This is a genomic window from Streptomyces sp. NPDC001393, assembly GCF_053597455.1.
In genome coordinates this window covers 260,211-269,473 of the sequence record NZ_JBSFIH010000005.1, presented here as the reverse complement: position 1 = coordinate 269,473, position 9,263 = coordinate 260,211, and the positions used below count along the sequence as shown (strand labels likewise).

Below are 9,263 nucleotides of genomic sequence, written 5' to 3'. Positions count from 1 at the left end.
CGTGAATGCTTTTCACGGGAGCGGAACAGTCGGAGGAATGATCCGACCGTTCACAGCGTCCTCGCTGTGTATTTCAAAGGAACCTCGCCCCGATCATGATGACCGGAGACGGGGTATCAACATATCTGGCGTTGACTTTTGGCACGCTGTTGAGTTCTCAAGGAACGGTCACTTCCTTCGTACTCACCCTCTCGGGCTTTCCTCCGGGCGCTTCCCTTCGGTGTTTCCGACTCTATCAGATCTTTTCTCGATCCGATTTCCTCGGTGCTTTCCAGGTTCCCGCTCTCGCGTTTCCCTTTCCGGCGGTTCTGACTCTATCAGATCCTTTCGGCGTCTGACTCCCAGTCAGGGGGGCTTGTCATCCGGGCCGTTGGGCCGTTCCGACGTCTCAAACCTTAGCGGATCCGCTCGGCGATTCCCAATCGGACCGCCGCGCCTCCATTCGAATTGAATTCGGGCACGCCGAAATCAACCCGTCCGGGAGATCGTGCTGATGATGTGAGAGGTGCCGCTCGGGGCGGCTGAGGTGCTGCCGAAGAACCGTTACGGCTCCGTGGCAACTCGAAGAACTTTACGGAACAGCCAGGGGCGTGTCAACACCCCTCTGTCAAGATCTTTTATGTCGGCCTCAGCTATGCCGCCCTCAGGTCGTCTCAGTCGAGGTCGCTGAGCCGGCCGCCTGCGTCCGGCTGGGCGTGCTCCACCCGGCGCAGGAGCCTGGTCAGGACCTCGCCGAGCACCGCGCGCTCCGCCGGAGTGAGGTCCTGCAGCAGGTCCTCCTCGAAGACGGTCGCCAGGCGCATCGCCTCCAGCCACTTCTCCCGGCCCTCCGGGGTGAGCTCGACGATGACCCGCACACGGTTGGACTCGTCCCGCTCACGGGTGACCAGCCCTTCGGAGACCATGCGGTCGATCCGGTGGGTCATCGCGGCCGGGGTGAGGCCCAGGCGCTTGGCGAGGTCGCTGGGGCCCATGCGGTAGGGGGCGCCGGAGAGGACCAGCGCCTTGAGCACCTCCCACTCGGCGTTGCTGATGCCGAGGTCGGCGGTCTGGCGGCCATAGGCGACGTTCATGCGCCGGTTGAGCCGGGACAGCGCCGACACGATCTTCTCGACCTGTGGGTCCAGGTCCCGGAACTCGCGCTGGTAGGCGGCGATCTGCTCTTCGAGCGTCGGCTCTGTGAGGTCGGGGGCTGTGTCGGCCATGGCCGCAGTATCGCACGTAGCGCCTTTGCGTTGAAGTCCTTCCATGTGTAGTCTTTAGCTTCGAACTTTAGCTTTGAAGTCTTCGAGACTAACTAGTGAGAGAGGTGAACGTGACCAGGGCGATGGGCGCAGCGATGCGCCGGATCCACGTGGGCAACGCACTCAGCGCGTTCGGGCTCGGCTTCACCGTCCCCTACCTGTACGTCTACGTGGCGCAGGTGCGTGGGCTGGGGGCCATGACGGCGGGTCTCGTGCTCGCTGTCTTTGCTGTGGCCGCGCTGATCGTGCTGCCGTTCGCCGGGCGGGCGATCGTGCGGCGCGGCCCGCTGCCGGTCCTGCTCGCCGCCCTGGTCATGGCCGCCGTCGGTGCGCTGAGCCTCGGTCTCGCGGGCAGTGCCGCCGCCGTACTGCTGTCGGCCGCGGCGCTCGGGGCCGGGCAGGCCGTGATGCAGCCGGCGCTGGCGACGATGATCGTGGACTGCTCCACGGCCGACACGCGGTCGCGGGCGTTCGCCATGCAGTTCTTCCTGCAGAACCTGGGGCTCGGTATAGGCGGCCTCATCGGCGGTCATCTCGTCGACACCACCCGCGTGTCGTCGTTCACGCTGCTGTTCGCGATCGAGGCGGCGATGTTCCTGCTGCTGGTCGGTGTGATGGCGACCGTGCGGATGCCGCACTCGCCGCGGATCGAGGACGCTCCGGCACGGTCGGCGAAGGGCAGCTGGAGGCGGCTGCTCGGGAACCGGGCGATGGTGCAGCTGTGTGTGCTGGGTTTCGTGCTGTTCTTCGCCTGCTACGGCCAGTTCGAGTCCGGGTTGAGCGCGTACGGCGTCGAGGCCGCCGGGATATCCACCTCCGCGCTGGGGACGGCCCTGGCCGCGAACACGCTGATGATCGTGGTCGCCCAGTTCGCCGTGCTGAGGTTCGTGGAGCGCCGCCGGCGGTCGCGGGTCATCGCCGGTGTCGGTCTGATCTGGGCCGTGGCCTGGCTGGCCGCCGGGTACGCGGGGCTGGGGCACGGGAGCCAGGAGATGGCGACGGCCGCGTTCGTGTCGACGTACGCGCTGTTCGGGCTGGGTGAGGCGATGCTGTCGCCGACGGTCGCTCCGCTGGTCGCCGACCTTGCCCCGGAGGGGATGGCCGGGCAGTACAACTCCGCGTTCGCGCTGGTCAAGCAGCTGGCGCTGGCCCTGGGGCCGGCGGTGGGCGGGCCGCTGGGTGCCGAGCTGCACGGGCCGTACATCGTGACGTTCCTGCTGTTCTCGTTGGGGATCAGCGTGCTGGCGTTGCGGCTTGGGCGGCGGCTCACCCCCGTCCAGGACCGGCCGTGGCTGGCGCGCGGGAGCCGGATGGTTGCCCGGGGTGGGGCGTCTGCGGAGCCGGTGGCCGCGGAGGCGTGAGGCACCGGTGCTGTAACTGGGCAGGTGTGGGGCGCTGCTCGCTGGGAGGTGCCGCTGCGCCCACCCGTGCCGCCCCAGCGGCACGACTGCCCGCAGCTACGGCGCTACGGCGCTATCCCTTCGGCAGTACGAACTCGCACCACACCGCCTTCCCGCCTCCCGGTGTCCGCCGGCAGCCCCAGTTGGACGCGATCGTCGCCACGATGGCGATGCCGCGGCCCGACTCGTCCGCCGGTTCCGCGCGGCGGCGGCGTGGGAGGTGGTCGTCGCCGTCCGTCACCTCGATGATCAGGCGGCGGTCGGTGCGGCGCAGGCGCAGGCGCATGGGGGGCGTGCCGTGCTGGAGGGAGTTGGCGACCAGCTCGCTCGCGGCGAGGACGCCGAGATCGTGCAGCTCGACCGGGAAACGCCAGCTCGTCAGCACGCCGGAGGCGAACGCGCGGGCGCGGGGGGCCGCTTCGACGCCGCCGAGGAGTTCCAGGGCCGCGTTGCGGAAGAGGTCGCCGTCGGGGCCCGTACGGGAGGGGTGCTGGAGGACGAGGACGGCGACGTCGTCGTCGTGGTCGGCGGTGACGCCGGCCGAGCGGACCAGGCGGTCGCAGATCACCTGGGGGGTGCCCGTGGCGCCCGCCAGGGCTCCTTCGAGAGCCGCGATGCCCTCGTCCAGGTCCTCGTCGCGGCGTTCGACCAGGCCGTCCGTGTAGAGGACCGCCGTGGAGCCCGGGCCGAGGGCGATGGAGCCCGACGAGTGGATCCAGCCGCCGGTGCCGAGCGGCGGGCCGGTGGGCTCGTCGGCGCGGGAGACGGTGCCGTTCTCATCGCGGACCAGGATGGGGAGATGGCCGGCCGATGCGTACACCAGGCGGCCCTCGTTGGGGTCGTGGATGGCGTAGACGCAGGTGGCGATCTGGTTGGGGTCGATCTCGGTGGCGAGGCCGTCGAGGAGCTGGAGCACCTCGTGCGGGGGCAGGTCCAGGCGGGCGTAGGCCCGGACGGCCGTACGAAGCTGGCCCATGACCGCCGCCGCGCGTACGCCGCGGCCCATCACGTCGCCGATCACGAGCGCCGTGCGGCCGCCGCCGAGGGTGATCACGTCGTACCAGTCGCCGCCGACGGCGGCCTCGGTGCCGCCGGGGTGGTAGGTGGCGGCGATCCGGAGGTCGTCGGGCTGTTCCAGTTCCTGCGGGAGCAGGGAGCGCTGGAGGGTCACCGCCGTCTCGCGCTGGCGGCGCTCGCTGGCGCGCAGCCGTTCGGCGGCCTCGGCGTGGTCGGTGACGTCGGTGGCGAAGACGAGCACGCCGCCGTCGCGGTCGCCGCCCTCGTCGACCGGGGTGCAGGTGAAGGTGTAGGAGCGGCCGTCGACCGCCTTGCGGGACTTCAGGGTGCGGGGCTTGCCGCTGCGCAGCACCTGGTCGAGGAGCGGGAGCAGGCCCAGTTCGGAGAGTTCGGGCAGCGCCTCGCGGGCGGGTGTGCCCATGGGCCGTACGCCGAAGGCCGCCACATAGGCGTCGTTGACGTACGCGATGCGGTGGTCGGGGCCGTGCACCAGGGCGACCAGGGCCGGGACGCGGTCGAGGACGTCGCGCGCGGGCAGTTCGTCGACGGCGGGCACGGGGGGTGTGCCGTCGGCCTGCTGTTCCGCGCGGGCCGCGGGCACGGAGCCTTCCCCCCGCCGGTCCAGGGAGACCGGGGTCTCGGTCCGCGCGGCGGCGCGGCGCTGCGTTCCGGGGAGCCGGGCGCTCCAGCGCGTGAAGTTCACTTGGGAAGAAGCCTCGTGGGTGCTTAAGGGCGGGCCGGTGGCCCGTCCGAGGACGTGGGGCAGTCTGGCAGGTGGCGGCGCCGCGGCGACATCCGTCAGACGCCTGGGCGGGCCGGGGAGTTCCTGGGTCCGGTCAGGACGACCCCTTCGGGTCGTCCGAGGGGCTGTGAGGAGGCTTTCCACCGGCAGCGAGTTCGAACTCCGCTCGCGGATGTTCGAGCGAACCGAGCGAGACGATCTCCCTCTTGAAGAGCCCCGCGAGGGTCCATTCGGCCAGAACCCGGGCTTTTCGGTTGAAGGTGGGCACCCTGCTGAGGTGGTAGACGCGGTGCATGAACCAGGCAGGGTAGCCCTTCAGCCTGCGTCCGTAGACCTGGGCGACGCCCTTGTGCAGGCCGAGGGAGGCGACCGAGCCGACGTACTTGTGGGCGTACGTCTCCAGGGGCTCGCCGCGCAGCGCGTGGGCGATGTTGTCGCCGAGGACCCTGGCCTGGCGGACGGCGTGCTGGGCGTTGGGGGCGGTCTCGGTGCCGGGCTCGGCGGCGGTGACGTCGGGTACGGCCGCCGCGTCCCCGGCCGCCCAGGCGTGCTCCGTGCCGTCGACGGTCAGCTGGGCGGTGCATTTCAGCCGCCCGCGCCCGGTCAGCGGCAGGTCGGTGGCGGCGAGCAGCGGGCTGGGCTTGACGCCGGCCGTCCACACGACCGTACGGGTCGGGAAGCGCTGGCCGTCGCTGAGTACGGCGACGCGGTCGGCACAGGACTCCAGGCGTGTTTCGAGCAGGACCTGGATGTTGCGGCGGCGCAGCTGGGTGACGGTGTAGCGGCCCATCTCCGCGCCGACCTCGGGGAGGATGCGGTCGGAGGCCTCCACGAGGATCCACTTCATGTCCTCGGGGCGCACGTTGTGGTAGTAGCGCGCGGCGTAGCGGGCCATGTCCTCCAGTTCGGCGAGCGCTTCCACGCCCGCGTAGCCGCCGCCGACGAAGACGAAGGTGAGGGCGGCGTCGCGGATCGCGGGGTCGCGGGTGGAGGAGGCGATGTCCATCTGCTCGATGACGTGGTTGCGCAGTCCGATGGCCTCTTCGACGGTCTTGAAGCCGATGCCGTACTCGGCGAGGCCGGGGATGGGCAGCGTGCGGGAGACCGAGCCGGGGGCGAGGACGAGTTCGTCGTAGCCGAGCAGTTCGGCCGGATTCCCCTCCTCGGCGGTGGCGAGCGTGTGGACGGCGGCGGTGCGCACCGCGTGGTCGATGGAGGTGACCTCGCCGACGACCACATGGCACCGGTCCAGGACGCGACGCAGCGGTACGACGACATGACGAGGGGAAATCGAACCCGCGGCCGCCTCCGGAAGGAACGGCTGGTACGTCATGTAGGGGTCGGGAGTGACGACGGTGATGTCGACGTCACCCCGCCTGAGCTCGCCCTTCAGCTTCCGCTGCAGACGCAGTGCCGTGTACATCCCGACGTAGCCGCCGCCGACAACCAGAATGCGCGCACGTTCCTTCACCATCCCATGACGCACCCGGCGCTGTTGTTTGTCCACAGCCCCGGCAATTTGTGTGACTGGCGGCCTGGTGTGGACGCAGCCGGGCGCGGTGCCGGGAGGGGACGAAAGGGGGCAGGTCAGCGGGGTCGGCCGAGGGTGCGCGAAGGTACGGAAACGGGACGTACGAGACTCGTACTCCGATCGGGGGGCGCACTGTGCGGAACCTGCCCCTTCTGAATTGACCCCCTCTCAACTATGTTCGTGTGTCGACGGGGTGTAGGGAATGTGGTCGAGCGGGTGCCGCGACGGGCGGACCCGGTCGAGACCGACTCAGTTCCAGGCGCTCCGGGTCACAGGCGGGGAGTCTCCGGGGGGAGACGTCATTACCGGGGGAAAAACATGCATGTTCAGGACACGCCTTGGTCATCCGCAGCGGCTATCGCACCGGCCGGTGGGGCGACGATGAGCGCGGCGGTGGGCAACGGACGCGCGGACGGGGCGCGTACGACCCCGCTGCGCGTGGACGCACAGCGCAATCTGGAGCACGTGCTGCGCGCGGCGCGTGAGGTGTTCGGCGAGTCGGGGTACGGCGCGCCGATGGAGGACGTGGCGCGGCGCGCGCGGGTCGGGGTCGGCACGGTGTACCGGCGCTTTCCCAGCAAGGACGTACTGGTCCGGCGGATAGCCGAGGAGGAGACCGCGCGGCTGACCGAGCAGGCGCGGGCCGCGCTCGGGCAGGAGGACGAGCCGTGGTCGGCGCTGTCCCGGTTCCTGCGGACGTCGGTGGCGTCGGGGGCGGGGCGGTTGCTGCCGCCGCAGGTCCTGCGGGTCGGCTCCGCGCAGGGCTCCGCCGGTTCGGCCGAGTCCGTCGAAGAGGCTCGGGTGCCTCAGCAGCGGGTGCAGCCGGGCTCCGGTGAGCTGCGGCTGGTGGCCGGGGAGTCCGCCGGGGGCGCCGATGACAACGGGGTCGGGGCGTTGCTCGATGTGGTCGGGCAACTGGTCGAGCGGGCCCGGGCGGCCGGTGAGCTGCGGGCGGATGTGTCCGTGGGGGACGTGCTGCTGGTGATCGCCACGGCGGCGCCGTCCCTGCCGGATGCCGCGCAGCAGGCGGCGGCTTCTGCGCGGCTGCTGGACATTCTGCTGGAGGGGCTTCGGTCTCGGCCGGCGTAGGGGGTTGTCGGGCCGGTCCGGGGTGGGGGTCCGGGGTGGGGGTCCGGGGTGGGGGTCCGGGGTGGGTGGGGGCGTGCGGTCGTCGGGCTGCGGGGGCGTGGGGGCTTGGTCGCTCCCGCTCCCCTGGGAGAACTGCCGTCCCCCTCGTTCGAGTGGTGGGCGGTGTCGGGCACTGACCAGAACCCTCGGATGAGTGGATGCCGTGAACACGCTGGCCTTGACCGAAAGTCGGTGTGGCACCCTGAGCCGGTGACGGGTTGGGCTGGGCCGGTTTCGGGGGCTTTCCGCGATGGGCGTTGACGGGTGGGACGAGTCACGCGGTGACGACGTGGGCGCGGAGGCCGCCGGCCCGACCCCGCCCCAGGTGCCGAACCAGGGCGGGCGTCCGGCTTCCGCCGGCGGGCGGAGCGAGAAGAGCGTGCCGGCCCAGCGTGAGGGCAGCGCGCTGCCGCCGCGCCGGCAGCCGCCGTCCGACGACGGCGAGCTGATCGAGCGGATGCGCGGCGGTGACGACTCCGCGTACGCGGAGCTCTACCGGCGGCATGCGGAGGCCGTACGGCGGTATGCGCGCACCTGCTGCCGGGACGGGCACACCGCCGACGACCTGACGGCGGAGGTCTTCGCCCGGATGCTGCAGGCGGTGCGCGGCGGATCGGGTCCCGAACACGCCGTTCGGGCCTATCTGCTGACCTCCGTGCGGCGCGTCGCCGCGCACTGGACCAGGTCCGCCCGGCGCGAGCAACTCGTGGACGACTTCGCCGTCTTCGCCCAGCAGGCCTCGCGCGCCTCCGACGTGTCCGACGACACCGCGTCCTTGGGGTCCTTCGGAGCGGGGTTGGACCTCGGCGCCGATGTGCGCGCGATGCACGAGGCCGAGCAGTCCATGGCCATGCGGGCCTTCCGCTCGCTGCCCGAACGCTGGCAGGCCGTGCTGTGGCACACCGAGGTGGAGGACGAGTCCCCGAGCGAAGTCGCCGTGCTGTTCGGGCTGGACGCCAACGGAACGCGGGTGCTGGCGAGCCGCGCCCGCGAGGGGCTGAAGCAGGCCTACCTCCAGGCCCACGTCAGCGCCTCCCTCGCCGGTGACGAGGAGTGCGCCCGCTACGCCGACCAGCTCGGCACCTACGCCCGCCGCAAACTGCGCGTCCGCGCCGAACGGGGCCTGCGCAAGCACCTGGAGGAATGCGCCAGGTGCCGGTTGGCGGCCACGCAGATCGAAGAGGTCGCCGGCCAAATCCCCGGTGTCGTGCCGGTCGCGGTCATCGGCTGGTTCGGCGCCGCCGGGTACGCCAAGGCGCTCGGCATCATCGCGGGCAGCGCCGGGGCGGGGGCGGCGGGTGCCGCCGCGGCGGCACCCGGGTCGTCGTCCGGCGGGGCGGGCGGGGCGGGCGGTGCGGCGGCCTCGGAGGGGCTCGGGGCGCCGGTGAAGGCGGGGATCGCGGCCGGTGTGGTCGCGGTGGCCGCGGCCGCGGTGGCGCTCGCGCTGGTGAACGACAGCCGTCCGCCGGCGAAGGAGGTCGCCAAGCCGTCGCCGTCCGCGCCGGTCGTGCGGCCTCCGGCGCCGCAGCCGACCCCGTCGAAGAAGAACCCCGCGCCGGAGCCGGCGGTGCTCGCGCCCGAGCCGGCCCCCACCCCGACGCCCACGCCCACGCCGAAACCGACGCCCAGGCCGACTCCCACACCCACCTCTACGCCCACCCCCACACCGACACCCAAGCCGACCCCGACGCCCACTCCGCCGCCCGCCCCCACCGTCTACGAGGTGAGCGACCTCAGCTACGACGTCGACGGCGACGGCACCAAGCCGGAGATCCAGATCGCCGAGAGCAGCTGGGTGTGGCAGCGCCACGGCATGTCGATCGGCGGCAAGCAGTACGCGCGCGGGGTGACCGTGCACGGCGAGTCCTCCGTCACCATCGCCCTCAACCGACAGTGCACCGCCTACGACGCACTGGCCGGCGTGGACGACATGACACTCGGCCTCGGCAAGGTGTCCTTCTCCGTCTGGGCCGACGGGGTCCGGCTGTGGCAGTCGGGGATGGTCAAGGGACACGACCGGGCCGTGCCCGTCCATGTGGACCTCACCGGGCGCAGGACCGTACGGCTCGTCGTACGCCCGCACAGCAACGTCTTCGACCAGGCGGCACTCGCGGACTGGGCGGAGTCGCGGCTCACCTGCCGGTAGCCCGGAAGGCCGGGGCAGGCAGGTGTGGCGCTGCTCGCTGAGAGGTGCTGCGCTA

Annotated in this window: 6 protein-coding genes; 3 read left to right on the top strand and 3 right to left on the bottom strand. The window is 71.5% G+C overall.

The genetic code is table 11. The features are described 5' to 3' along the window. Nucleotides 1-653: 653 nt before the first annotated feature. Complete coding sequence (locus ACWC2T_RS09550) at nucleotides 654-1,205, bottom strand: MarR family winged helix-turn-helix transcriptional regulator (protein WP_351208732.1); 552 nt, start codon at nucleotides 1,203-1,205, stop codon at nucleotides 654-656. Between the two features lie 110 nt (nucleotides 1,206-1,315). On the opposite strand from ACWC2T_RS09550, the gene ACWC2T_RS09545 reads away from it, so the two are divergent. Then, a complete protein-coding gene (locus tag ACWC2T_RS09545; protein ID WP_450669797.1) occupies nucleotides 1,316-2,605 on the top strand; it encodes an MFS transporter in 1,290 nt (429 codons plus the stop codon). 112 nt (nucleotides 2,606-2,717) lie between these two features. Here the strand turns inward: ACWC2T_RS09545 and ACWC2T_RS09540 are convergent, their stop codons facing one another. Next, nucleotides 2,718-4,364, bottom strand: coding sequence for an ATP-binding SpoIIE family protein phosphatase (locus ACWC2T_RS09540; protein ID WP_450669796.1), 1,647 nt, complete (start codon nucleotides 4,362-4,364; stop codon nucleotides 2,718-2,720). A gap of 133 nt (nucleotides 4,365-4,497) precedes the next feature. Further along, the gene (locus tag ACWC2T_RS09535; protein WP_450669795.1) at nucleotides 4,498-5,877 is read right to left on the bottom strand and encodes an NAD(P)/FAD-dependent oxidoreductase; all 1,380 of its coding nucleotides are present in this window, start codon (nucleotides 5,875-5,877) and stop codon (nucleotides 4,498-4,500) included. 375 nt (nucleotides 5,878-6,252) lie between these two features. Between ACWC2T_RS09535 and ACWC2T_RS09530 the strand changes: the two genes are divergently transcribed. Further along, complete coding sequence (locus ACWC2T_RS09530) at nucleotides 6,253-7,023, top strand: TetR/AcrR family transcriptional regulator (protein ID WP_450669794.1); 771 nt, start codon at nucleotides 6,253-6,255, stop codon at nucleotides 7,021-7,023. Between the two features lie 289 nt (nucleotides 7,024-7,312). Beyond that, on the top strand, nucleotides 7,313-9,208 hold the full coding sequence (locus tag ACWC2T_RS09525; protein WP_450669793.1) for a sigma-70 family RNA polymerase sigma factor: 1,896 nt from the start codon (nucleotides 7,313-7,315) through the stop codon (nucleotides 9,206-9,208). The last annotated feature ends 55 nt before the right edge of the window (nucleotides 9,209-9,263 follow it).

Excerpts from the sequence above, each read along its gene's own strand:
- ACWC2T_RS09550 (WP_351208732.1), bottom strand. The coding sequence starts at position 1,205 with ATGGCCGACACAGCCCCCGACCTCACAGAGCCGACGCTCGAAGAGCAG.
- ACWC2T_RS09535 (WP_450669795.1), bottom strand. The coding sequence starts at position 5,877 with ATGGTGAAGGAACGTGCGCGCATTCTGGTTGTCGGCGGCGGCTACGTC.
- ACWC2T_RS09530 (WP_450669794.1), top strand. The coding sequence starts at position 6,253 with ATGCATGTTCAGGACACGCCTTGGTCATCCGCAGCGGCTATCGCACCG.
- ACWC2T_RS09525 (WP_450669793.1), top strand. The coding sequence starts at position 7,313 with ATGGGCGTTGACGGGTGGGACGAGTCACGCGGTGACGACGTGGGCGCG.